Genomic DNA, 24368 nt, shown 5'->3' on the forward strand with positions numbered 1-24368 from the left:
CCTCCTGATTTATTTGCTGAATTCAGCTTTCCACTCGTCTTTTATCTCAAGTCCGATTGTTTCCGCTGTATCTTTGTTCATGATGAATTTTAACTTTTGTGGAATGTCTACTGGAATTTCGGCTGGCTTACTTTCACCTTTAAGGATTTTCACAGCTTTTTGACCAGCTTCGTACCCGATGTCATAGTATTCAAATCCATATGCAGCTAAACCGCCTCGTTTAACAGAATCGAATTCACCGACCATCATCGGCAATTTATTTTCATTTGCGACGGCAATGACCGATTCAAGCGCAGAAACAACAGTATTATCTGTAATGATGTACAAAGAGTCTACTTTGCCGATCAATGATTCTGTTGCTTGTTTTACATCTGCAGACGTTGCAACCGATGCCTCAACAACCGTCATATCCATATCTTTCAGCATCGCCTTGACCGCATCCACTTGGGCACGTGAATTTTGCTCTCCTGAGTTGAAAACCATCCCAACTTTTTTAGCTCCTAATTCCTCTTTCAGGAACTTCATCGTATTGGAAATCGCATCAGGATGACTATCAATCGTTCCTGTTACATTACCGCCCGGTTTTTCCATCGATTCGACAAGCTCTGCCCCAACTGCATCTGTTACTGAAGTGAAGACAATTGGAATATCACTTGTTTTACTCAAAGCAGCCTGTGCACTTGGTGTTGAATTTGCAAAAATTAAATCAACATTCGCACTGACAAGGTTGTCTGCTATAGTCGTGTTGATACTTGGATCACCTTGTGCAATTTGAACATCGTACTCTGCTTCAATCCCTGCATCTTCCAAAGCTTTTTTGAAGCCATCGTAAGCTGCATTTAAGGAAGGGTGCTCGACAATTTGTGTTACACCAATCTTGAATGTCTTATTTTCACTTGATGAATTCGTCTTTTCCCCATCTCCACATGCCCCTAGAAGCAATGCGGAACCGAGTAGTACAACTCCGATTTTTTTCAGACCATACTTCATTACAATTCCCCCTACAAGATTAGTTATATTTTCAAACTTGAAACCAAAGGAATGAATGCTACTGTGAAAAATTGTTTCTCGATTCAAATGATTAATAAATCTTTCTTCTTAGCAGGTGCGGCATGGATGGCTTGTCCGATTAATCCTTCCACCGCTTCAAGCATGCCCTCACCCATTCCCGGATGAGCATAATGAGGGAATTTGACGTCTTCTTCTTTTGCGGCCATTTCTAGTAACTGCACAAAGGAACTGGACATTTCGATAGCCCCTTCTCCGATCATATGAATCCCGCTAATAATTTCTGTTGCGGGATCGGAAATCACTTTGATGAAACCATCCTTTTTTCCAGTTATGGCTGCGTAGCCGTTGCCGCCAAGAGGGTATTGACTGACCCGAACATCGAACCCAAAGTTGCGGGCGTTCACTTCAGTAAGACCAACCGAAACAATCGGTGGAATGGTATGTGCCACAATAGGCATGAAAGTCATGTCGACTTCAGGTTTATGTCCGACAATCGCTTCAACCGCAGCTTTTCCTTGTTTAATTGCTTTAATTGCCATCAAAGGACCTTCGGTTACATCTCCTATTGCGTAAATGGATGGAATCGATGAACGCATAGATGCGTCGACGTGAATGTAGCCTTCCTCCGTTTGTGCAACACCGATGCGGCCTATGCCAAGTGGTTTAATATTTGGTTTTCGGTATCCCGTTACAAAAAGATGAGAGCCGTGAATCGTTTCTTCGACGTTTTTGTCATTTTTGAACGTAACAGCAATTTCATGATCATGATCTTCAGTAGAGAGCAATTGAGCATCTTTATAGATATTTATTTTTCTACGTTTAAATAAACGTAGCAATTCTTTATGGATGGATTCATCAAAAGCAAAATTTGCTTTGTCCTCAAATAGAATGCTCACTTTTGCACCCAGTGCCGCAAAACTAGAAGCCACTTCAAGGGCAATATAATCCTGTCCTGAAACGACCAAGTGCTCTGGCATTTCATTGAGTTCAAATATTTCGTGTGATAACAGTATTCGTTTACTTTTTACTTTGATGGAGTCCGGCAGAATTGGAGAACTCCCGGTTGCAATGATCGCCTGCTCGAATTCAAAAATATCGAACTGATGACCATTTTCTACACCGATTTTGTCTGCTCCGAGAAAAGTAGCTTTGCCTTGAATCACTTCAATTTTATTGTTTTTACAGAGACTTTCGACGCCTGTTCTAAGACCATTAATTGCTTTGTCTTTATAACTCAGCAGCTTAGTCAAATTGAAAGTATCATCACCTTCACCAATCCCAAGTTCGTGTAAATGGTCCGTTTCTTCCCGTTTCTTTGCCGCGTGGGTAAAGATTTTTGAAGGGATACAGCCTTTGTTCAGACAAACCCCGCCCATGTAGGACTGTTCAATCAAAGTAACCGACAACCCAAGCTGCGCACCTCGTATCGCTGCAGAATATCCACCCGGTCCCCCGCCGATGATGATGAGATTTCGTTGTTGACTGATTTCACCGACAACCATATTAAATCATCTCCATCATCAGTTTATGTGGGTGTTCAATAAGGCTCGCAAAGCGGTTTGTAAATGCTACAGCGGTTGCACCATCTGCGACTCTGTGGTCAAAAGCCATGGAAAGTGTCATGATATGACCAATGACAATTTCATCCAGCTCATTGACGATCGGCTGTTTTTTAGTTTTATGGAAAGCAATCAATGCCGTTTCCGGATAGTTGATAATAGGTGTAGCCCCTGTACTACCCAGCGGACCGACATTACTTACAGTAAATGTGCTGTTCTGCATTTCAAACGGCTGCAGTTTCCCGGAAACCGCTCTTTCTGTCAAATCTTTTACATCTGCATGAATCGTTTTAATCGATTTCTTATCCGCATCGTGAACGACAGGAACAATCAAGCCGCTATCTGTGTTTGTGGCGATCCCGATATGATAATTTTTCTTAAGAAGAATCCGACTGTTCTCTTCATCAAGTTCAGCATTGAAAATTGGGAAGTCTTTTAATGAAATTACTAGAGCTTTAATGAGGAAAGCAGAGACGCTGACCGATTCACCGGACGCTTTCAATTCTTCTCTCATTTTAAATAAGTTCGTCATGTTCACTTCATCAAAATGGGTAACATGCGGAATTGTGAATAATGATTTCGTCATCTTTTCCGCAATTTTTTTGCGTATGCCTTTAAACGGAATTTCATCAGGTGTTTCCTGACGAACTGCTGACTGAGGGACCGCCATAACTGATTCTTGATAAGTTTCAGTTTGATGACCTTTCAGGAATCGATAAACATCTTCCTCCGTCACTCTTCCAGATGGATCAGATGCTTGGACATCTTCTATATTAATGTTATGTTCACGCGCAATTTTACGAGTGTATGGCGCTGCCAAGACACGGGTGAAAGTCGTCTGAATATTCTTCTCTTTAAAGACAGTTGGAGTAATCATTTCGTTTTTTACTTCCTGTTTCATTTCAGGGGATGTTTTTTGTACTGTTTTTACTGATTCATCCGCTTCGATATAAATCAGGCTAGTTCCGACTCTAACCGTTTCGCCGGCATCGATAATGATTTTTTTTACGATACCTGAGCAGGGAGAAGTAAGTTCTGCAACCATTTTATCGGTCTGTACTTCAACAAGTGGTTGATCCGTACGTACGGAGTCCCCAACTTTAACCAAGTAATGGACAATCTCTCCTTCGGTCATCCCTTCTCCAATGTCATGTAGTTTTACTTCGAGCATGGCATTTCCCCCTTAAAAATGAACCACTTTTTCAATCCCTTCAACAATACGGGCAGGTGTAGGAAGGTAATGTTCTTCCAAAGTGAAGAAAGGAACAGGAACATCAAAGCCCGTAACTCTTTCGATTGGAGCACGTAAATATAGGAACGACGTGTCATTGATTATGGACACAATATCATTACCGAGCCCTCCGGTATGATGCGCTTCATGAATAATAACCGCTCTTGTCGTCTTTTGGACGGACTGTGCAATAATGTCCCGATCAATCGGATAGAGTGTACGAAGATCGATAATTTCACAACTGATGCCTTTTTTCTCTGCCTGTACGGCCGCTTTTTCAGCGATTGCAACCATGGCACCCCATGCAATCAAAGTGACATCCGTACCTTCACGGACGACTTTTCCTTTGCCAATTTCCACAGTATATTTTCCAACAGGTACTTCTTCTCTTTGCGAACGATAGTTTTTCATCGTTTCCAGGACCAGTACCGGGTCTGGATCTTCCATAGCTGCAATCAGTAACCCTTTTGCATCATACGGATTTGAAGGGCAGACAACTTTTATTCCCGGCATATGAGTGAACAAAGTTTCTGTACTATCGGAATGGATTTCAGGTGCACGAATTCCCGCTCCGTATGGGGCCCTGATGACCATAGGTACCGTAAAATGTGACATTGAACGCATACGGATACGGGAAACATGGGTCATGATTTGTTCGTATGCGGGATAGATAAAACCAAGGAACTGTATTTCCGCAATCGGTTTGAATCCGTTAACAGCAAGACCAATGGACGTTCCAATGATGCCGGATTCAGCTAGTGGGGTATCCACTACACGGTCGGCTCCGAACTTTTCCTGAAGTCCTTCTGTCGCACGGAACACTCCTCCATTTTTCCCGATGTCTTCACCCAGGATGATGGTACGATCATCCTCTTCAAGCAATAATCGCATGCCATCATTAATTGCCTGGATCATCGTCATCTGGGTTGTCTGTGCCTCTTCATGATTTGACTCTTTCATTGTCGTCATCCTGTTACCGCCTCCCCAAATGTGCAAGATATGCTTCTTTCTGTTCAGCGAGTTGAACGGGCAATACTGCGAATACATGATTGAAAACATCTTCCACGTTTGGCGGTGGGTAGTTTTCCATTTCATCGACAGCCGCTTCGACTTCATTCGCTGTTTTTTCTGTCATTTCCTTAATCCACTGTTCATCCCAGTAGCCATAGTTTTTCATGAACAATTCCATACGTTCCATAGGGTCAACAATATGCTGGCCATGTTCCGCAGGGCGATATTTCGATGGATCATCCGCAGTCGTGTGAGCACCTTTTCGCCATGTAACTGCTTCTATTAATGTCGGTCCATCTCCATTACGTGCACGGTCAAATGCTTTTTTCGTTTCAAAGTAGACCGCCAGACAATCATTTCCGTCAATACGGACACCTGGTATTCCATAAGCAACTGACTTTTGTGCAATCGTCTTGGAATTCATTTGTTTTTCCATCGGAACTGAAATCGCATAGCCGTTATTTTGATTGAAGAAAACGACTGGAACTTTGAATACGCTCGCAAAATTCAGTCCTTCATGAAAGTCACCTTCTGAAGTGGCTCCGTCCCCGAAATAAGCAATGGAGGCATTTTTTGTTCCTTTCAGCTTTTCTGCCCAAGCTGCACCCGCAGCATGAGGCAGTTGAGTAGCAATCGGTACAGCTGGAGGGAAAATATTTCTACCTTCAGGTGGTACACACCCTTCTACTCTTCCATTCCAATACAAAAATGTTCTAGTCATGCTTTTTCCAAAAGTCAGGGTCGCACCATGGTCACGATAAGTCGGGAAGACCCAGTCATTCTCCTCAAGCGCTAACGCACTTCCTACCTGTGCTGCTTCTTGCCCTTCGAAAGGCGCGTATGTACCAAGTCGCCCTTGTCGTTGCAAGTTAATAGATTTTCTGTCATATGTGCGGATACGCAGCATGTTGTAATACAATTCTTTTACCAATTTTTCATCAATCGTATTTTTATAACTTTCATCAACGAGAACGCCTTGATCGTCTATTATTCTTTTGATCGGATAGTTTTGTTCCACTTAACTTGCCTCCATTCAGGATAAGTTGCGTATGGACCACTTTGGTTTAGCTGGTGCTGTGTAGAAGCTATTTCGCTTCGATCTTTCCACAATTCGTTTTTCACACATCTCATTTGCGGATTCTTCTGTTGTTTTGCCGCTGCTGCTCGCTTCCTTGAACACTTCCAAAATCGCATCATAAATATGTTTTGTTTTGGCAAGTACACGTTCATGATTAATCCCGTACAACTCATCAGCTACTTGAATAAGGCCGCCGGAATTGACGATATAATCAGGAGCGTATAAAATTCCTTTTTCGTGTAACATTTTCCCGTGGGTGTCGTTCAGCAATTGATTGTTAGCTGCACCAACGATTGCTTTTACTTTAAACTGAGCGATTGTATTGTCATTGATGATTCCTCCAAATGCACAAGGAACGAATATATCTGCCTGCTGTGAATAGATATCTTCTTTTGCTATCACGGTCACTTTGCCGGCAGTTGTTGCTGCTTTTGCTTTAATGGCATCTATACTATCCTGATGGATATCTGTTACGAAAATTTCAGCACCAGCTTCAAGCAATCCGCATGCAACTTTAAATCCAACCTTTCCGAGGCCTTGAATGGCGTAGGTGTGTCCGCCCAATTCATCGTTTCCAAAGAGCATATGATTGGTCGCTTTAATGCCGTATAGGACACCTGCTGCCGTCGGAATAGATGAATCCCCGCCACCACCATATTCAACCGGAAGGCCGTTAATGAAATTGGTTTCTTTTGAAGCGTGTATGAAATCATCCATTGCCGTACCCATATCTGTTCCTGTATAAAAACGGCCACCTAAAGAATTGACAAATTGACCGAATGCACGGAACAGTTCAGGTGACTTATCTGTTTTCGGATCACCGATTATGACTGCTTTTCCGCCTCCAAAATCAACATCTGCGGCAGCGCATTTGTAAGTCATCCCTTTTGACAATCGCAGAACATCTTCCAGTGCCTCGTCCATACTGTTATAAGGTTGCATACGGCATCCGCCGAGTGCAGGACCGAGTGTTGTATTATGGATTGCAATGATGGCACGCAAACCAGTGGAAGGATCATTACAAAAAACCACTTGCTCATGCGCACTCATTTTATCGAAGAGTTCAAATTCTTTAGCCATTGATGTTCTTTCTGCAACTTTCATTCGAAAGGCCTCCTTAAAATCTATCACTTAAATTTGCTAAATTTAGACTGACGCTTCTTTTAACTTATTAGCTATTGTTTCTTTTGATAGGATGACTTGCATGACTTCACCTTTCCCAATTACACCTAAATGATTTCGTGCCGTCACTTTTGTCTTAACAAAATTGTCGCGAAGTTCGATCACATTAGCTGTCAAAGACACGACTGAACCAAGAGGGGATGCAGCAATATGTTTCAGTTGGACTGATGCACCCATTCCCTCTTCATGCTCTTCCAAAAAAGGAAGAATGATTTTTCTTGAAACCCACTCCATATGGTATGTCATTGCTACTGTTGAATAGACAGGGTGAACGACTTCACCTTCAAATGCAGCATACATATCCTCTGTCACAATGATTTCAATCGATTCTTCTCTGCCTAACTCCAGTCCTCGTTTCATGCTCTATCTCCTACTTACTATTTAGTTTATGTACATGTTATGAACGAAATCGTAGATTAATAGAAAAAAGTTTATATTCCAGCAAGATTTTCAAATATACAAAACCTAAATGTAAACGCTTACAAGGCGATGTTAAAAATCATTTGTGGAAAGCCCACTTTGGTTTCATGGCTGTAGTGAAAAAGCCATTTCTATTCCTTTTGTTTTCAATTCTCTCGTCACACATCATATTTGCAGCTTCCATCGTCGAAATTCCATTTTTTGTAGCCATCTCGTATACTTCTAAAATGGCATCATAGATATGCCTTGTTTTAGCAAGTACTCTTGCATGATTAATGCCATACAATTCATCAGCTACCTGAATCAGTCCGCCTGAATTGATAATATAATCTGGTGCGTACAGAATGCCCTTTTGCTGAAGTCTTCTGCCATGCGTTTCATTTAGCAATTGATTGTTAGCAGATCCTGCTATTGCTTTCACCTGGAACTGTTCAATTGTCTGATCGTTAATGATTCCTCCAAGTGCACAAGGGACAAATACATCCGCTTCCTGTGAATAGATATCTTCACTTCCAACAACCTTCACTGTTCCCAATGTAGTTGAGGCTAATTCTTCTATTATTCTCAGACTTTCATGACTGATATCGGTTACATAGAGATGAGCCCCTTCTTCAAGTAAACTGATGGCAACTTTTGATCCTACTTTTCCTAAACCTTGAATGGCGTATGTTCTTCCTCCCAAGTCCGGCTTGCCAAAAAGTGATTGATTCGTTGCCTTTATGCCATAAAGAACACCCGCTGCCGTAGGAACAGAGGAATCGCCCCCACCTCCATATGCCACTGGTAGACCTACAATGTAATGTGTCTCTTTTGAAGCGTGTATGAAATCTTCCATGGTCGTACCCATATCCGTCCCAGTATAAAATCTGCCACCTAATGAATTTATAAATTGACCGAATGCCCGAAACAACTCAGGTGATTTATCTGATTTCGGATCCCCGATAATAACTGCTTTTCCTCCACCAAAATCCACACCTGCAGCCGCACATTTATAGCTCATTCCTTTGGATAATCTGAGGGCATCTTCGAGTGCCTCTTCGACGCTTCGATATGGATGCATCCGACATCCCCCTAAAGCGGGTCCTACCGTTGTGTTATGGATGGCAATAATCGCACGGAGACCGGTTGATGGATCATTACAAAAAACTACTTGTTCATGCTCTGCCATCCTTTCAAAGAGTTCAAATTCGCCAGACAATGGAATGCTTTTAGCAGTTTCCATCCATTAATCCCCCTCTTAAGCCAAAGACGTAACATCCATTTTACTTTACATAATAAAATTATCGACTTTTAAATTCATTCATTTCTTTAATCCATTGTATGATGCATTTCATCGTATAACACTATTTCAACGTAATATTATCAAAATGTAATATTATAGTCAATACAATAATCGGAAAACTCTATATTTTTGGAATTAATAGATACTTATTTTTGAAAAGTCATCTTTTGCATTTTCAATTCGTTCAACAAGTGCTTATTGTATGCAGGTTTATAATGTTAAATGAACAATTAGATAGAGAAAGAGCCCTTCCTTTGTTAGCGACTTGGAAGGGCTTTTGATTTACGGTGTACCACTCACGATTCATCTGGACCTGTGAGAAATACTGGAACAAATAACAAATACGATGTGTTCCCGTTATTCATATTTTCTATTGAGTATTTGATTCAATTCTATTGAAGTTCGGTTGATTTGATGGTTTGCTTCATCCAACATGCTCTCTACCAATTCCTTGACACTCGGGATATGGTCAATCAAACCAGCTATCTGACCGCTATTGATAAAACCGTTTTCCAAATCGCCATCCATTGCACCTTTGACGTGATGCTTTTCGGTAGTCATTTCACCGTATTGTGCTAAGGACATGCCCTGTTGTTCATGTTCGTCCAGTTTCTGCGAATAAGGTGTCTTCAAGATTCTTCTCAGCATTCCTACACTGCGTCCTACAATAATCGTTGCTGTATCACTCGCATTCACTAAACTGTTCTTATAGTTGTCGTGGAATGGTGCTTCTTTGGTGGCAATCAATCGTGTTCCAATTTGAACACCGCTCGCCCCCAGCATCAGTGCAGCCGCGAGTCCTTTACCGTCTCCGATACCACCAGCTGCAATAACGGGGAGTTGGACATTTTTCACAATCTGAGGAATGAGTGTGAATGTCGTTAATTCAAGACTGGAATTGATACCCGCAGCTTCAAATCCTTCCGCCACTAGAAGATCGGCACCTGCCGCTTCCGCTTTTTGTGCATGTTTTACGGAAGCTACAAGAACAATCACTTTCACACCATGCTCATGTAAAGTCTGAATAAAAGGAACTGGGTTTCCAGCTGATAAAGAAACAATTGGAATGCCATGTTTAATAACGAGCCCAATTAATTCATTTGTATATGGAGAGACATTAATGGCGATGTTGATCGCGAAGTTTCGTTTCGTCAGTTGTTTCGTTTGAAGGATAATTTGTTCCACTTCGTCAGGTGTCATCGTTCCACACCCGATCGTTCCTAATCCACCAGCTTCGGACATAGCAGAAGTTAACGGGGCATTGCTTATATTCCCCATCCCCCCCTGTATAATTGGGTAGTCAATTTGCAACATCTCACAAACATATTTCATTTTCCATTCACCTCTACTAGAATATGTTATAGTAATTGTAGTTGAAAGACAATTGCGTGAATTCAAATTGGGGGTAATAGTGTTGATTATTTCATTTAAAGGAAATACACCTAAACTAGCTTCAACGGTATTCGTTGCGCCAGGAGCTAAAATTATCGGAGAAGTAATAGTAGGGGAAGAATCGACTATTTGGTTCAACGCCGTTTTACGTGGAGATGAAGGACTTATTTCGATTGGAAAAAGATGCAGTATTCAAGACAATTCTACGATTCATTTGTATGAAGATGCGCCTGTTATAGTTGAAGACGAAGTAACAGTTGGCCATAATGTCATCTTACACGGCTGTAAAATTGGAAAACGTTCGATCATCGGCATGGGTTCCACCATACTGGATCATGCTGAAATCGGGGAAGAATGCATCATCGGTGCCAATACATTAATTCCTCCCGGCAAAAAATTTCCACCGCGTTCATTAGTTGTGGGATCGCCAGGAAAAGTAGTTAGGGAACTGAGCGATAAAGACTTTGAAATTATCCAGCTTTCCATTGATACGTATGTTCAAAAAGGATACGACTACCGAGAAATTCTTCAAAGCAAAGAAACTGAATAAGTAAAAACTGGGAACTGGGCTGCCAACAGATAACTGATTCCGCTTCACATTAAAAATGATCAGCAATCTGCACCTAATTTTTCTAACGGGTTCTATTGAGGGGTGTATCATCTCAATAGAACCCTGTTTTCTTCATCTAATTATCCCCCTTTAATTAGACAGTAAGGTTTCAATACTTTTTCTTCAAAAATACATATTTTATTCCACATATCACTTCTTATAACCTAAAACCTTTCCTTTCACATTTTCAATCGGCAATACTCCAAAATCTTTACTATCGGTACTTCTCCACCAGTTATCTCCCAAGACAAATACAGTGTTCGCTTCAACTTTTACAGGCTCCATAGTTGTTGCAAAGTATTCTTTCCAAGATTCATCGTCACTTCTATTAGCAGGGTCGGATTCTTTGAAAAATTCTTCTTCATTCTGACCTCTACTCAACGCTTTAGAATAAAAAGTATCTAGTTTCTTGCCATCAATAAATACTTGACCGTTCTTAATCTCTACGGTTTCGCCCTCTAGCCCAACTACTCTTGAAATGTAATACTCAGGCATATTGAAGTCGGGATTGCTTTCTATAGTGAAGTCGGGTGATTTGAAGTAAATAACATCTCCGCGTTTAATTTCCTTGTCATCAGGATCAACGACTAAACGGGGATGAGCCAATGTTTCATAATCGTGGTCACCTCTATCCATATTGTCGTAATCCCATTCCAATAATAATGAATTTTCAAGAGGTTCTACCAATTCGACTTCTGGTTTTGTGCCTTTGTCTGTAATCGTTTGCATTTCATTCGAAGTAACCTCTTGTGAACACGCAGTCAATAATACTGCCACACCAATCAGTAAATACTTTTTCAACTCAGCCATCTCCTTCATTTATATTATACCAAAAATATCCATTTGATAATTAAAATTAAAGAATATTCTGTGAACAATAAACATAAAAAAACGCTGGAATTTAATCAGCGTCTGTCTTAACGTTTATATATAATATCTTCCCAAGAATACACTTTGTCAGTGATTCAAAGAAGATTAATGAATATCTTTCTTTTTGAACCTACCGCCACTAACTTCCACCACTTCATATATCGTTACAAATGCATTGACGTCAATTTCCTGTATGATTTCTTTCATTTTACTTTCTTCCAAGCGATTAATTACACAAGTGATTTCTTTAAATTGCTCATTTGAGTAGCCGCCTTCAACAATGCTATATGTGGCTCCACGGCCTAAGCGGTCACGAATTGTCTCTACCATGATTTCGGGTTGATTCGTAATAATTTTAAAGGTTTTAGAACCACTTAAACCTTCTTCAACAATGTGAATAACTTTAGAAGCAATAAAGTAAGCGATTGCCGATAAGATAGCCCCTTGAAAACCGAAAACTAACGAAACAACAATAAAGACAAAGACGTTTAAAAATAAGATAAGATCGCTTGTTCCAAAAGGTAATTTTCTAGATAGTAATACGGCTAACATATCAATTCCATCTAAGGCGCCACCATTTCGTAATGCTAAACCCATACCGAAACCTATTATAATACCGCCGACAACGGTTACTAACAAAGTATCGCCATGAATGATGGTTGATACTCCGTGCATAAGGATCGTGCCAACTGCTAAGGATGCTATCCCGATTACTGAGTATATAGCAAAACGCTTACCGATTTGCTTATAACCTAAAAATACGAACGGGAGATTAAGTATTGCAATAAGTGCTCCTAAAGGCAAATCGAACAATTCTGACCCAACAATACTTAGGCCTGTCACACCACCATCTGAGACATTGTTCGGGATTAATACCGCTTCTAGTCCATATGCAGTAATAAAGCCCCCAATAATGACCAATAGTGCTCGCAAAATAATTTTAAGATTTTTTTGCTTTGCGATTGTTTTCTTATTAATTTTCTCGTTTAATGTCTCTTTCATCAAATTTCCCCTAACATAAATTACATGGATTGATAACATATTTTTTACCTTGTTTTATTTATTTTAACATACCAATAAAGTAAAGAACCGTTTTTTCACCTTAATAACACCTGATTCAAGCTTTCAATCATCCATTATTATCGTCATCATTTAGATTATTATTTTCATGGGAGTTATATAAGGGTGAGTCCCTCCGAACTTTAAAACAATTGTGTTTTCGTATTAAATTCCTCGTAATTATGTTTAAATTCTTCTTCAGTTACAGCGTCGACATTATTTGCTCGGTCCTCCGAAACGACAAGGTATCCACCTAGCATTATTTAGGTGAGAACTGTACGACGACCATAAGACCCCCCCTAAAAGGGGAACCGATTACAGCATTTTTTTAGATATCCATTCATATTGAATATCAGGTAAATTCTCTTCATTTTCATGTCCTCTACCGATGATTTCAAATCCATGTTTTTCGTAAAATCGTTGTGCATTTTCATTTACTTCAAATGTGTATAATGTTAATCTCCCACTTGATTGTGCTTTTACTTTATCTAGTAATGAATGACCTATACCAATTCCTTGGTAATCTATATGAATATATAATTGGCTTATTTCCATTTCATTATAGACAATCATTCCAACTACTTTTTCATCAATTAACGCTAAATCTATTTGAAACTGTTCAGGTAATATATGATTTAAAAAATATACGTGATTTTCAAAGCTGTGAATTTCTTTCTGACCAATAGCCTGTTCCTTACTATCTCGCCACATATCCACTGTTTGTTCAGCATATTTGGCGTTGTACTGAGTAATTATCAATTTATGATGGTTCATTACAAAATCTCCTTCAGTTTTGTTAACTGCTCTATATGTTGTTTTATGTTAGTAAGTTGGATTAGAAAAAGAGCTGACTACGCAGCTCACTGAATTAAATTGATTATTTAACGAGTGGAGATGTCTGTATTTCCCATTCGGTAGGTCCTTCGTTAGTTTCAATAAATTTTCTCCAATATTCTCCACTTTGTTTATCAAAAATAATAATATTGCTGTCGTTTGGTGAAATTAATTCATATCTGTTTTGCTCTTCATCCTTAGTTGTTCCATTGGTTGAAGTATCTCTTATTGCTCCTGAAATTTGAAACGACGAATAAAGAATGGAAATACTTAAAACTACAATTGCCCCTGTTAAAAATAATCTCGTCGTTTTCTCGTTCAATATGTAACCCCCATTAATTTTTAAATTGTATTTTAGAAACCTAATTTTGGTTTTACATGAACATTCTACATAGTTGATTAGTTATCATGTTTTTATATTCTTCAACTAATCAAGCCCCACACAACGGCTATTATTTCGTTTTCATATAAATAAAAAATGACCAACAAATCAATTTATAATTTGTTGGTGATCTTTATCACATATTTATTGTTTGAGATGAATGGTTTCATTGGTCAGCGATGTTTCTAATTTGTTAATTAAAAATTCCTTTTGACTCACTCACTCATTAAAGGATGGTCATCCGCATCATATGATTTGTCTTTCCACCGCATATCATTGTCTTCTTGGAATACCTCTTCAAAGAATTGACTTGCTGATTGAGCAAGCAATTTATAGTATTGTTCGAACAACAGTGCCGCATGATGACCATTCCATATTTCCGGAAGCAACTCTTTCGGAAGTCCAGGATCTGCGAAGAGAAATTTTCGGTATTCATGAACAAGCTTCGTGCGTTCCACAAAACATTCGGCATCCGACATCTGGCCTTTGCTCATCATGCTTTGATGGACGATGAACTGTTTGCTGTAGGTCGAAATGAATTCCTGATATTTCATTTCTATCTCTTGAAGGGGCCAGCTTTTTTCGACAAGTGATCGATCTGCTTGCGGTCCTTTATATGAGGACACGAAGAAATCTGCATAATCTTGAATCTCATACTTTTCAATTAGAAGATTCACTTCTTTTTCAAGATTGTTCGGTGAAATCCAGCAACCGTTTGAAAAGCTGCCAAACCCGCTCCATAACAGTTCTTTACGAAGTTCATCGCGAATCTGTCTCTTTTCTTCAGGAATCGTATACATCAGCATACGCCATTTCCCATCCCACTCGTCTGGTGTTAATTTGAATATGCGGACTGCCGCTTCTTCCATACGGGCTTCACCACGTGGGGTCAAGAAATAATAACTCTTATTGCCTTTTTTTTCAGACTCAATCCATCCTTGCTTCATCATTCTGGAAACCGCTACGCGCACGGATTGTTCATTATGTCCAAATTCTTTTAACAGGCGAATTAAACTACCAATCCATATTTTGTTTCCGTAATGCCGAATGTAATCACCATAAATTGTAAAAATCATGGATTGTGTGTTTGCCAATTCATTTCACTCTTTCTTTTTTGCTATTCAACATATATCAAGATTTATTCCATTTTTCATTATATCGTTATATTACTAAAATGAACATTAAATCCCAGTGAATATTGGACGACGTTTTTCACTAAATGCGTTTAAAGCTTCTATACGATCAGTAGTCGGAATCACCAACTCATAAGCTTTCGACTCAATAGCTAACCCTGTCTGCAAGTCTGTATTCATTCCAGTTGAAATAGCGTACTTTGCCTGTTTAATCGCAACAGGACCATTTTTCATCATATTTAAAGCGAACTGCTCGCATGTTTCTAGCAACTGTTTTTTCTCTACGACTTTTAATACGATGCCAAGTTCGACACCTTCCTCAGCTGTGAACTTTCTAGCCGTGAAAATCAGTTCTTTTGCTTTCATTTCTCCTACAAGTCTTGGAAGTCGTTGAGTACCCCCAGCACCTGGGATGATGGCCCAGCTTGTTTCGGTTAATCCCATCTGAACATCTTTTGCTGCAATTGAAAAATCACAGGCAATCATCAATTCAAAACCCCCACCAAAAGCATAGCCATTTACGGCAGCAATCGTGGGCTGAGGAAGATTTGCGATGCTATTAAATACATCTCTAATAGCTCTCACATTTCTTCGAACTTCGGTTTCAGTCAGCGTCTTGCGTTCTTTTAAATCGGCTCCGGCACTGAATGCTTTATCCCCAGCTCCAGTGAAAATAACAACACGAACATCTGGATCAAGAGAGATTGAATCTGTCACCGATTGCAGTTCCTGAAGCGTTTCGAAATTAAAGCAGTTCAAAGCTTGTTCTCTATTAATGGTCACATACCCGATATGGTTTTCTTTTCTATATAGAACAGTTGACATACTGCTCCTCCCTCCAAATAATAAGTGCAGCAGTTTTAAATCATTCAAGTCTTGCTTTATTCAATCTCGGAAATCGTTACAGAACTATTAGCATTATAAGTAAATGCTGGTGAATACCCCGTTTTCTCTGTGATATGTTGCCATTTTTATAACTGAGGGGCAGCCTTATTTGGACATTTGAACTTATTCCGATATATTCTCGATAATTGTTGCGATTCCCTGACCGACTCCGATACACATCGTAGCCAGGCCATATTGAACGTTCTCTCTTTTCATTTCATATAAAAGTGTGGTTAATATTCTTGCGCCACTGGCACCAAGAGGGTGACCAAAAGCAATCGCACCACCATTAACATTCACTTTTTTATCGTCCAGCTCTAATTGCTTTATACACTCTAGCGACTGTGAGGCAAAAGCTTCATTTAATTCAACCAATCCAATATCATTTGCAGTCAGACCGGTTCGTTCCAATACTTTTCTCGTCGCGTAAATAGGACCTAGCCCCATCACATTTGGTTCGAGGCCAGCTGTAGCACCGGCCACGTATTTCGCCAGAGGTATTAAGTTCAATTCTTTCGCTTTTTCTGCACTCATCAGCAACAAAGCAGACGCACCGTCATTCACCCCTGAAGCGTTCCCTGCCGTAACCGTACCATCTTTAAAAATCGGTTTCAGCTGACTGAGTTTCTCAAAAGTAGTATCCGGACGAGGATGCTCATCCTGCTTCACCACTACGTTATTTCCTTTTCGGTCCACATAAACAACCGGAACAATTTCATCAGCAAAACGGTTTTCTTCCAATGCTTTTTTAGCTCGTTGCTGGCTTTCAAAAGCAAATTGATCCTGACTCGCTCGTGTAATTTTGAATCGCTGTGCTACATTTTCCGCAGTCTCGGGCATCGAGTCCGTTCCGTACATCTCTTTTAACTTACTATTGGTAAAGCGCCAACCAATTGTAGTATCCTGCAATTCCATATTGCCTCTGGGGAATGCTTGAGTTGGTTTTGCCATGACCAGTGGTGCGCGCGTCATGCTTTCAGTACCACCAGCGATGTAAACATCTCCATCTCCGACTGCAATGGCTCTCGCCGCATACATAACAGCGTCAAGACCTGAACCGCACAGACGATTTATCGTGGTGCCTGCCACTTCAACCGGAAGTCCTGCTAATAATGCAGACATACGTGCAACATTGCGGTTATCTTCTCCTGCCTGATTGGCATTCCCTAAAACAACTTCTTCAATTTGTGAAGTTATCAGACCTGGATTACGCTCAATCAATGCCTTGATCACGACTGCTCCCAAGTCATCAGGTCGCACATCTTTTAATGCACCGTTATATCTTCCAATAGGGGTTCTTACTGCGTCTACGATGACCACTTCTCTCATTTCTTGACCCACTCTTCTTCTATTGTATAGTCGTATACACCTTTGCCGGTTTTTCGTCCGAGACGTCCCGCTTTTACATATTGTTCAAGGAGCGGTGCCGGGCGGTATTTCTCCCCGAGCTTTGCATGTAAATAGTTTAAGTTGTTTAGGCGAGTGTCGAGTCCCACCAAATCTACAAGTTCGAATGGACCCATTGGATAATTTAAGCCGAGCTTAATTGCTTTATCAATTTCTTCAGGTGTGCCAAGTCCTTCCTGAAGCATGTAGAAGGCTTCGTTACCAACGAGGGCACTAATCCTACTAGTAACAAATCCCGGGAATTCATTGATAACAACCGTTTCTTTGCCCATCTTTTCTGCAACTTCTTTGATTGTTTTGGCAGTTTCATCACTCGTTTCCAAGCCACGGACAATTTCAACAAGCGGCATTTTATGTACAGGATTGAAAAAATGCATCGCTATCGTTTTATCAGGTCGTTTTGCAAATGAAGCAATTTCTGTCGGACTCATCGTTGACGTATTCGTCGCGAAATAACAATGAGCAGGTGCGTGTTCTTCCATTGTTTCAAACACTCGTTTTTTTATAGCTATCTCTTCAGGAACCGCTTCAATAATCAAATCTGCTTCTCGTGCAGCTTCGGATAAGTCAGGTTGAAAACTTAAGTTCCGCAATGCATTTGAAGCATGATCAGAAGTTATTTTTCCAAGCGCTATCCCTTTTTCAAACATCCGTTCAATTTCCTTTTTTGCATTTTCCAATGCATGTTCATGTATGTCGACTACAGTTAGGTCAAAACCACCAACTGCGCCAACATAAGCAATTCCTCTGCCCATCAAACCTGAACCGACGACAACAATACGATTAATCACGAGATATTCCTCCTTTTGAGGTGAAAGAATACGGACAGGGGGTTGGATAACTCCCTGTCCGTCATTTAAAAGATTTTATAGACCGAACGGATTTAAAGGACGGCTACCATAGTACGATAAAATACTTTTCGTTTCTGTATAAAGGTCCAATGTTTCTATGCATAGTTCGCGCCCAAATCCAGATTGTTTATAGCCACCAAAAGGCGTTCCAGGGAAGGCAGAGAACGGACAGTTGACCATAACGATTCCAGCTTGAATCTGATTGGCAACGCGAGTAGCACGTGCTCCGTCTTTAGACCAGACAGCCGAACCTAATCCGAACTCAGTATCGTTTGCTAGGCGGATCGCTTCTTTTTCATCTTTGAATTTCATCACAACGACAACTGGTCCGAAGATTTCATCTGTTACAGCCTTCATGTCGTGATTTACGTTTGCGATGATTGTCGGCTCATACCAGAAACCATTTTCATAGCCTTCTGGTTTCGCGACATTTCCTCCGACAAGGATTGCCGCTCCTTCTTTTTTAGCGGATTGAACATAGCCATCAATTGTTTCAAGTTGTGCTTGATCAATAATTGCTCCTACGTGTGTACCTTTATCAAACGGATTGCCCATCTGTAATTTCTTCGCTTTTTCTACAAACTTGTTCATGAATTCATCGTAAATGTCTTCATGGACGTATAAACGAGAACGTGCCTCACATGATTGGCCCGAATTATAGAAAATGCCAAATAATGAACCATCAACCGCAGCATCAATATCTGCATCTTCAAATACTAGACTTGGAGATTTACCGCCAAGCTCCAATGTCACGCGTTTTAACGTTTCAGAAGCTCTACCCATAATGTCTTTCCCGATTGGTGTAGAACCTGTAAACGCAACTTTATTTACTCGTGGATGCTCCACTAAGAAGTTTCCGACTTCCGCTCCCGAACCTGGAATCACGTTCACTACGCCTGCAGGAACCCCTGCTTCGAGACAGATTTCTCCAAGGATAATTGCAGTAAGTGGAGTAAGAGATGCCGGTTTGACAATTACTGAACATCCTACAGCTATTGCAGGTGCGATTTTCCATGCTGCCATCATTAGCGGATAGTTCCATGGAATGATTTGAGCGCAAACTCCAACGGGCTCTTTCTCCGTATAGTTGTGGAATTGACCCGGTACGTTATTTACTGTGCCGCGATGCCCAACGATTGCGCCTGCGTAAAACTCAAAATCTTCGATGGCTTGAGACACTTGCCCTTGTGCTGCATGAAGCGATTTACCAGTATCAAGCATTTCCAATTCCACCAGCTCATTGAAACGAGAGCGCATGATTCCTGCAATTTTATTCAATACCTGCGCACGGCGCCCAATCGGGTAGAGCTTCCACTTTCCATGGTCAAAAGAATTACGTGCCGCTTCAACTGCTTTTTCAGCATCTTCTTTAGAAGCTTTTGCCACTTCCGCAATCAATTCACCAGTAGCCGGATTGAAAGTTTTAATCGTTTCACCATTGCTACTGTTCACTTTTTCACCATTAATAATTAAATGATAAAAATCACGTTTCATTGATTCTTTCTCAAGCTGATTTTCTTTGATCGTTGCCATGTCATTACTCCCCCTATTGTCCTGAAAAGACAGGTTTTCGTTTTTCCATAAATGCATTGACACCTTCACGGTGATCTTTTGTAAGTCCTGCTATCCGTTGCCCTTGAGCTTCATGTTCAAGGTAATCTTCAAACGAAAGTTCTGGAACCGCTTTCAAATACCGTTTAATCAATCCGACTGCTTTCGTCGGTAAAGAGGCAATGCGTTTTGCAAAAGCAGTTACGTCTTCTTCCCAGCTTTCCGATGAGATAAGTTGTGTTGCCAGTCCCATATTAAATGCATCTTCTGCTTTCAGTTTTTCACCCAATATTGAAAGTTCTATAGCCTTCGCTTCACCCACCAGGCGTGTTAAATAATAGAGATTCCCTGAATCGGGAATGAGACCGACATGGATAAACGCATTAATAAAACTTGCGCGCTCTGAGACAAGCCTGAAATCACAAGCAAGTGCTAAACTAAAGCCAGCTCCCGCCGCAACTCCATTTACAGCTGCAATAATTGGTTTTTCACACTGCCTGATTTGCTTCATCATCGGACCATAATGGTCACGCAAGACTTGACCGTGATCCATCTTTTCATCGACTTCAGACAAATCCTGTCCAGAACAAAATGCCCTTCCTTCTCCTGAAATAACAATGCAGCGAACTTGTTCATCGTTAGAGGCAGTTTTGATTGCGTCTTTCACTTCTCGGTTCATTTGAGCGACAAATGCGTTCAAACTGTCCGGTCTATTTAAATAGAGCCATGCAATACCGTCTTTGACGTCGTAACGGATCGTCTCAAACATTCAACACACTCCTTACTTCCCTTTATAATCCGGTTTTCTCTTTTCAACAAATGCATTCATACCTTCTTTTTGGTCCTGAGTCGAGAACAGCAAATAGAAGTTTTTCCGTTCATACTGCATGCCTTCAAATAAGGAAGAATCAACTGCCTTGTTTACAGAATCTTTGATAAGACGTAAGGATAGAGGCGGTTGCTTGGCAAGTTTGTTTGCGAACTTCATACACTCCTCCATCAGTAGTTCTGGTGCCACAATTTTATTGACGACTCCATATTTTAAAGCTTTATTCGCTGAAATACGCTCGCCCGTCCATAGCCACTCTAAAGCTTTTGTCCGTCCGGCAAGTTTCGTCAAGCGCTGTGTTCCACCTGCTCCGGGCATGACACCAAGACCTACTTCAGGGAATGAGAACTCTGTTCCACTGGCTGTAATTAGAACGTCACAACATAGTGCAAGCTCAAATCCTCCGCCGAAAACAAATCCTTTTACTGCACCAATAATCGGCTTCTTAATGAGCGCCAACCGATCCCAATCGGCAAATTGATTCAGCAGTTCCAGACTGATTGAATCATCATTCGTCATTTCGTCGATGTCCGCTCCTGCCGAGAAAGCTCGGCCCTTACCAGCCAACACCATCACGCGCACCTGGTCATCTCGATCAAAACCTTCCATCGCCTCGACCAGTTCCCTTACCATTTTCCGGTTCAAGGAATTCAACTGACGCGGGCGGTTCAGCTCGATTAACGCCACGTTTCCTTCAATGGAAGTTTCAATGAATTCAAACGCGTTCATTACGCATCTTCACCAATCATCAATGTAACTAGATTCCCTGCAAACCCCATTAGGTCTTTACCGGAAGCTTTACCTTCAGCAGAACGCATACCATGTTGCATTGATTCCATATCATCGTAAATCATCTCGCACATAAGGTAATATTTGCTTTCTCCTCCCATTGGAGAACCAGAGAATTTGGTCACTTTCATTTCGCGCAGACCAGGAATTTTTGCTGTCAGCGGTCCATGGACATTGAAGTAATGATCATCGAAAGCCTCTTTGTTTTCAGGGTGTTTGTATAATGCGATTAATTTAGCCATTATTTTCTCCTCACTTTACATGTTGGTAGAGACCGGTTTCATGGCCTCAAATACGTTTTTGCAACTCTTGCAATATAGAATACTTCGACATGCGGTTGGTCCAAAGATATTGTCCATTGTCACGTAGGTGGACCCGCAATAGGCGCAATCAACATGCCAACTTCCATCTTCTTTAAAATGACGCGGAGGTGGTGCAATTCCAAACGCCCTTAAATTCTTATGTCCTTTTTCTGTAATACGATCTGATGTCCATGGTGGATGTAATGCGAATTCCACTTCAACTTCACCGACATCTAGTAATTCTTTTATAGCACTTATGGTATTTTTCTTGATAATTTCTAGTGCGGGACAACCTAAAAAGGTTGGTAGAAGAACAACTTTCACATGATTTCCATCCGTTGTAACTTCACCGATCATACCGAGATCAAAGATGCTGACCGTGTCTATTTCTGGATCTTTCACGTTCAGCAGAGCTTCATAAATCCGCTCAACCGACACTTCTGTAAATACAGTCATGTTGCCTCCTCCTTTCCCGATCTTTTACCAGACGGCGGCTGTATCGAGCTTGTAAACTTCTGAAAGAGTCGTTAGAGCCTCCTCCAGATCTTTTGTGTGTTGTCCATTTCGTCCGTTTTTTACTGGATGATCAGGAATTTTCAACATTTGCATGTGCACCGCTAGCATCATTGGTTCGATGCTTATTTGCCATTTTTGTTTCAATTCTTCCTCACTTCCGATAAGCCCACTAGATTCGATCGCTTGTTTTTGATCGCCGTAAGAGAAAACATCTCCGAAATCATCCATCACACGGGTGATAGCATTGTTCATTTTCTTTTTTGCTACATCTGTAGAATTCATCAATTGCTTGAACCACGTATCCCAGTGCAGGCGGTGATAATAAAGTTCCATTCTCACTTTTACAGCTACTTCCGCAAGAGGTTGGTAGGAGCTTTCGCATAAAGAGTCGATTTTCACTTTTTTTGCTTGTGTATATAAATAACTTCGTGCAACCGCATATGCCCAATCATAATGGGGAGTTTCCAAATAATATCCTTGCCCGTTCACGCGTTCTGTTAAAATACTGTTTTTTCTATCCGATGCTAGGCGAAAATGAGCCAGATCATCCGCTTTTCCTGCACCCAGATTTTCAAGAAGTGAGTAATACATTGCCGCATGCCCCATCGTATCCTGGCTGATTGAAGAATAAGCGATGTCCGCTTCAATATGAGGAGCAAGTCCTAACCATTCCGATCCACGAAACGAGTATAAAAAGTCATCATCAGCCAACTGGAATAACAAACTTTTTACCGCTCCTGTATATTCCGGGCTCATCACTGAGTCAGCATTGTTCATTTTCTATCGCCTCCCCATGACAAGATTTCTTTTTCATCCAGCATTTCCTGTTCATATTGACGCCATTTCTTTTTCAAGTAACCATACCCTTTGGTCGTGCGGTACTCTTTGTTTTCTAGGCGGTTAAGTGTCAATTTTTCTTCAGCATTCATTCGTTTAATGTGCTTACGGTTGATGATCCAAATGTCAGCAACAGGCTCACGTCGCATAAAGTTTTCCTGCGCTAAAATTAGCGCCATATCTTCATTCGGAGCCAGTAAACTGAATTGGTGCTGGAAAGCTGAGCTCGGTGTTCGTTTGCTAAAAATTTCATATTCCTGATAAAATGTTTTCTCTTCTCCCACTTCACCTGACTCCTTTCACTAACTTATATTCGCACTGAGTGCATCCCGTACCCATGAATTATATTCATAAGAATGTCGACGTAAATTTAGTCGTGCTTCCGAACGTTGCCCCTGATTTTTTATGATTTTCTTAAATTCATTCCAATCCGGCTGCTGATAGGACCATAAATTGCTATCTTTATCGAAATGGAAGGTCGGATCCGGTATGGTCAATCCCAGTGAAAGTATTCGTGGCATATATTTATCAAAAAAGATTTGCCTGAATTCTTCATTTGTTTTCGTCCGGATTTTATATTTAATTGTTAAATCTTGTTTGGATGAACCGGTCGTTTCCTTACTAGCGGGCCCGAAGAACATAAGAAGTGGTTCCCACCAACGATTAAGGGCCTCCTGAACCATCGCTTTCTGTTCATCTGTTCCTTCAGCTAACGCTAAGATGATGGATTCACCATGTTGAGCATGGAATACTTCTTCTGCACAGATTCGTTGCAGTGCTCTTGCGTACGGACCATATGAAGCTTTAAGCATATCTGTTTGGGTAATAATCGCGGCACCGTCAACTAGCCATCCAATAATCCCTGCATCTGCCCACGTTTTCGTTTCCATATGAAAAACATTATGAAACTTCAAATCTCCATTAAATAGATCCTGCATTAAGTCTGCACGGGTTTTGTTATATGGTGCCAGTAAGTCCTCCGTTACACGAAGCAGAAGCTGCCCATGCCCCATCTCGTCCTGTACCTTAGCCATAATTCCGAGTTTTCGGTTCAAAGAAGGAGCTTTAGGTACCCATTCTTTTTCAGGTAAAGCTCCCATAATTTCGCTCATGCCGTGCATCGAAATTAGCTTTATGAGTGTCTGTCTATATTCTTCTGGCATCCAGTCATCCGCTTCAATTTTGTCACCAGCTTCAATGCGTTTGATAAAATGTGCATACTGCTTTTCTTCATTCGAGGTGTTTACATTTGTCATATTGAACCCTCCTTATCTTAAGATATGCGAAGTTGATGTTTCACATAACGTTATACATACGTTAATTAATTACTTTGTTACATTGAATTGA

At 40.8% G+C, this 24368-nt stretch carries 26 protein-coding genes; 1 reads left to right on the forward strand and 25 read right to left on the reverse strand.

Annotated elements, in window-relative coordinates; genetic code table 11:
• Positions 1-9 precede the first annotated feature (9 nt).
• The 9 genes from HMPREF1210_RS03660 to HMPREF1210_RS03700 all read right to left on the reverse strand — a co-directional run bounded on the left by HMPREF1210_RS03660 (position 10) and on the right by HMPREF1210_RS03700 (position 10106).
• A complete protein-coding gene (locus HMPREF1210_RS03660; RefSeq protein ID WP_016427260.1) occupies positions 10-990 on the reverse strand; it encodes an ABC transporter substrate-binding protein in 981 nt (326 codons plus the stop codon).
• An 83-nt stretch (positions 991-1073) separates the two neighbouring features.
• Positions 1074-2513 carry an NAD(P)/FAD-dependent oxidoreductase gene (locus HMPREF1210_RS03665; RefSeq protein WP_016427261.1) on the reverse strand — a complete coding sequence of 480 codons (1440 nt, stop codon included), beginning with the start codon at positions 2511-2513 and terminating at the stop codon, positions 1074-1076.
• Position 2514: 1 nt separating this feature from the next.
• Positions 2515-3741 carry a dihydrolipoamide acetyltransferase family protein gene (locus HMPREF1210_RS03670; RefSeq protein ID WP_016427262.1) on the reverse strand — a complete coding sequence of 409 codons (1227 nt, stop codon included), beginning with the start codon at positions 3739-3741 and terminating at the stop codon, positions 2515-2517.
• Positions 3742-3753: 12 nt separating this feature from the next.
• On the reverse strand, positions 3754-4770 hold the full coding sequence (locus HMPREF1210_RS03675) for an alpha-ketoacid dehydrogenase subunit beta (RefSeq protein ID WP_016427263.1): 1017 nt from the start codon (positions 4768-4770) through the stop codon (positions 3754-3756).
• A gap of 4 nt (positions 4771-4774) precedes the next feature.
• Positions 4775-5830, reverse strand: coding sequence for a pyruvate dehydrogenase (acetyl-transferring) E1 component subunit alpha (gene pdhA, locus HMPREF1210_RS03680; RefSeq protein ID WP_016427264.1), 1056 nt, complete (start codon positions 5828-5830; stop codon positions 4775-4777).
• Positions 5831-5845: 15 nt separating this feature from the next.
• Positions 5846-6994, reverse strand: coding sequence for a Glu/Leu/Phe/Val dehydrogenase (locus HMPREF1210_RS03685; RefSeq protein ID WP_016427265.1), 1149 nt, complete (start codon positions 6992-6994; stop codon positions 5846-5848).
• 42 nt (positions 6995-7036) lie between these two features.
• Complete coding sequence (locus tag HMPREF1210_RS03690) at positions 7037-7432, reverse strand: thioesterase family protein (RefSeq protein WP_016427266.1); 396 nt, start codon at positions 7430-7432, stop codon at positions 7037-7039.
• Between the two features lie 139 nt (positions 7433-7571).
• Positions 7572-8714: a Glu/Leu/Phe/Val dehydrogenase gene (locus tag HMPREF1210_RS03695; protein WP_016427267.1), complete on the reverse strand. Its 1143-nt coding sequence runs from the start codon at positions 8712-8714 to the stop codon at positions 7572-7574.
• Positions 8715-9131: 417 nt separating this feature from the next.
• Positions 9132-10106, reverse strand: a complete 975-nt coding sequence (locus HMPREF1210_RS03700) for a nitronate monooxygenase family protein (protein WP_016427268.1) — start codon at positions 10104-10106, stop codon at positions 9132-9134.
• A gap of 82 nt (positions 10107-10188) precedes the next feature.
• On the opposite strand from HMPREF1210_RS03700, the gene HMPREF1210_RS03705 reads away from it, so the two are divergent.
• On the forward strand, positions 10189-10716 hold the full coding sequence (locus HMPREF1210_RS03705; protein ID WP_036659350.1) for a gamma carbonic anhydrase family protein: 528 nt from the start codon (positions 10189-10191) through the stop codon (positions 10714-10716).
• Positions 10717-10926: 210 nt separating this feature from the next.
• Here the strand turns inward: HMPREF1210_RS03705 and lepB are convergent, their stop codons facing one another.
• From lepB to paaA, 16 genes are all read right to left on the reverse strand, one after another.
• Positions 10927-11577 (reverse strand): signal peptidase I, encoded by a 651-nt coding sequence (lepB, locus tag HMPREF1210_RS03710; protein ID WP_016427270.1) that lies wholly within the window; start codon positions 11575-11577, stop codon positions 10927-10929.
• 174 nt (positions 11578-11751) lie between these two features.
• Entirely contained in the window at positions 11752-12648 is an 897-nt protein-coding gene (locus HMPREF1210_RS03715) for a YitT family protein (RefSeq protein ID WP_051123189.1), read from the reverse strand.
• A 372-nt stretch (positions 12649-13020) separates the two neighbouring features.
• Positions 13021-13479 (reverse strand): N-acetyltransferase, encoded by a 459-nt coding sequence (locus HMPREF1210_RS03720; protein ID WP_016427272.1) that lies wholly within the window; start codon positions 13477-13479, stop codon positions 13021-13023.
• Positions 13480-13582: 103 nt separating this feature from the next.
• Positions 13583-13861, reverse strand: coding sequence for a hypothetical protein (locus HMPREF1210_RS03725; protein WP_016427273.1), 279 nt, complete (start codon positions 13859-13861; stop codon positions 13583-13585).
• A 275-nt stretch (positions 13862-14136) separates the two neighbouring features.
• Entirely contained in the window at positions 14137-14997 is an 861-nt protein-coding gene (gene paaX / locus HMPREF1210_RS03730) for a phenylacetic acid degradation operon negative regulatory protein PaaX (RefSeq protein WP_036659697.1), read from the reverse strand.
• A gap of 105 nt (positions 14998-15102) precedes the next feature.
• On the reverse strand, positions 15103-15879 hold the full coding sequence (locus HMPREF1210_RS03735; RefSeq protein WP_016427275.1) for an enoyl-CoA hydratase-related protein: 777 nt from the start codon (positions 15877-15879) through the stop codon (positions 15103-15105).
• A 183-nt stretch (positions 15880-16062) separates the two neighbouring features.
• A complete protein-coding gene (locus tag HMPREF1210_RS03740; RefSeq protein ID WP_016427276.1) occupies positions 16063-17268 on the reverse strand; it encodes an acetyl-CoA C-acyltransferase in 1206 nt (401 codons plus the stop codon).
• Entirely contained in the window at positions 17265-18137 is an 873-nt protein-coding gene (locus tag HMPREF1210_RS03745) for a 3-hydroxyacyl-CoA dehydrogenase (protein ID WP_016427277.1), read from the reverse strand. The genes HMPREF1210_RS03740 and HMPREF1210_RS03745 overlap by 4 nt, the downstream gene beginning before the upstream one ends.
• Before the next feature lie 75 nt (positions 18138-18212).
• A complete protein-coding gene (locus HMPREF1210_RS03750; RefSeq protein WP_016427278.1) occupies positions 18213-19730 on the reverse strand; it encodes an aldehyde dehydrogenase in 1518 nt (505 codons plus the stop codon).
• Positions 19731-19743: 13 nt separating this feature from the next.
• Positions 19744-20517, reverse strand: coding sequence for an enoyl-CoA hydratase-related protein (locus HMPREF1210_RS03755; protein ID WP_016427279.1), 774 nt, complete (start codon positions 20515-20517; stop codon positions 19744-19746).
• A gap of 12 nt (positions 20518-20529) precedes the next feature.
• Entirely contained in the window at positions 20530-21306 is a 777-nt protein-coding gene (locus HMPREF1210_RS03760) for an enoyl-CoA hydratase (protein ID WP_016427280.1), read from the reverse strand.
• Positions 21306-21608 (reverse strand): EthD family reductase, encoded by a 303-nt coding sequence (locus HMPREF1210_RS03765; protein ID WP_016427281.1) that lies wholly within the window; start codon positions 21606-21608, stop codon positions 21306-21308. Before HMPREF1210_RS03765 ends, HMPREF1210_RS03760 begins: the two co-directional genes overlap by 1 nt.
• Before the next feature lie 15 nt (positions 21609-21623).
• Positions 21624-22124 (reverse strand): 1,2-phenylacetyl-CoA epoxidase subunit PaaD, encoded by a 501-nt coding sequence (paaD, locus tag HMPREF1210_RS03770; RefSeq protein ID WP_016427282.1) that lies wholly within the window; start codon positions 22122-22124, stop codon positions 21624-21626.
• 24 nt (positions 22125-22148) lie between these two features.
• The gene (paaC, locus tag HMPREF1210_RS03775) at positions 22149-22961 is read right to left on the reverse strand and encodes a 1,2-phenylacetyl-CoA epoxidase subunit PaaC (protein WP_016427283.1); all 813 of its coding nucleotides are present in this window, start codon (positions 22959-22961) and stop codon (positions 22149-22151) included.
• Positions 22958-23305: a 1,2-phenylacetyl-CoA epoxidase subunit PaaB gene (gene paaB / locus HMPREF1210_RS03780; RefSeq protein WP_016427284.1), complete on the reverse strand. Its 348-nt coding sequence runs from the start codon at positions 23303-23305 to the stop codon at positions 22958-22960. The genes paaC and paaB overlap by 4 nt, the downstream gene beginning before the upstream one ends.
• An 18-nt stretch (positions 23306-23323) precedes the next feature.
• Positions 23324-24277, reverse strand: coding sequence for a 1,2-phenylacetyl-CoA epoxidase subunit PaaA (paaA, locus tag HMPREF1210_RS03785; protein WP_016427285.1), 954 nt, complete (start codon positions 24275-24277; stop codon positions 23324-23326).
• Between the last annotated feature and the right edge of the window lie 91 nt (positions 24278-24368).

The organism is Paenisporosarcina sp. HGH0030, from assembly GCF_000411295.1.
GTDB lineage: Bacteria > Bacillota > Bacilli > Bacillales_A > Planococcaceae > Paenisporosarcina.